General features: G+C 59.4%; 1 protein-coding gene. It reads right to left on the bottom strand.

Annotated features, from left to right (window positions below; translation table 11 throughout):
* Positions 1-15 precede the first annotated feature (15 nt).
* A complete protein-coding gene (locus AC1DRJ_RS29400; RefSeq protein WP_477790102.1) occupies positions 16-888 on the bottom strand; it encodes a TauD/TfdA dioxygenase family protein in 873 nt (290 codons plus the stop codon).
* Between the last annotated feature and the right edge of the window lie 130 nt (positions 889-1,018).

Below are 1,018 nucleotides of genomic sequence, written 5' to 3'. Positions count from 1 at the left end.
GTCTGGCAGTCAGGGTCAGGTCAGCGGGGTTCCCGCCAAGGTTGCGCGCAGCATCTTCCGTGGCGCGTTGCCGTAGTCAGCCACGGCGTAGTGCTGGACTTGCAGGTTGTCCCACATGGCAACGGTGTTGGCTCGCCACTTCAGGCGAACCTGGTATTCCGGGATGGCGGCCTGGGAGATCAGGTAGTTCATCAGGTGATGAGCCTCGGGCATAAAGTCCTGGCCGTAGCGGATGTCCTCGAAGTTGAAGAAGTTCGAGAAATGGGTGGTGAATGCGGAATTGACGAACAGCACCTTCTCGCCTGTCTCGGGATGCACAAGCACCACCGGATGCTCGGCGCCGGGGGTCTTCAGGGCCATCGCGTGACGTTCTTCGCGTGGCAACTGGGCGCCAAAGGTCTGCTCGGCACCGTGCTTGGCATACAAGCCATCGATTCGTTGCTTGATGCTTTCGGGCAGCTTTTCGTAGGCCATCACCATGTTGGAAAACAGAGTATCGCCGCCGGTCTCCGGACCCAGTTCGCAGCGCAATACCGCGCCGCGGGGCGGCGCCTGCTTGTAGGTGACATCGGCATGCCAGAGGTTTTCGCGACTAGCCTTTTCCACATAGCTCTTGGGCTTGCTCGGATCGAGATTGCGGTACAGCATCAGCAGCTTGTCCGCCTCCGGATGGCTCGGCGCCAGGGGGTGGGCTTCCAGTTCACTGAATTGCGCGGCGAAGTGCTGTTGCTCCATTGGAGTGATGTCCTGGTCGCGAAAGAACAACACTTTGTGCTTGAGCCACAGGGCCCTGATTTCCGCGATCAGTTCGGGGTCCTGGGCAGCGTCGACAAGGTTGACGTTGCTGAGCTCTGCGCCGATGGCGGGTGTGCAAAGCTCTATCTTGATCGAATGCTGTCGCACCGACGACCGAATGATGGCCGGTGCCGAGGGCGATGCTGGAGAAGGGGTGTTTGGGATGTCGGCGATTTTTGTCATTGTTGTCTCCAATCCGTGCTTGTACGGCGATGCGCAAGAT

The sequence above is a fragment of the Pseudomonas sp. P5_B2 genome, from assembly GCF_056400445.1.
This window is presented reverse-complemented; position numbering and strand designations above follow the sequence as displayed.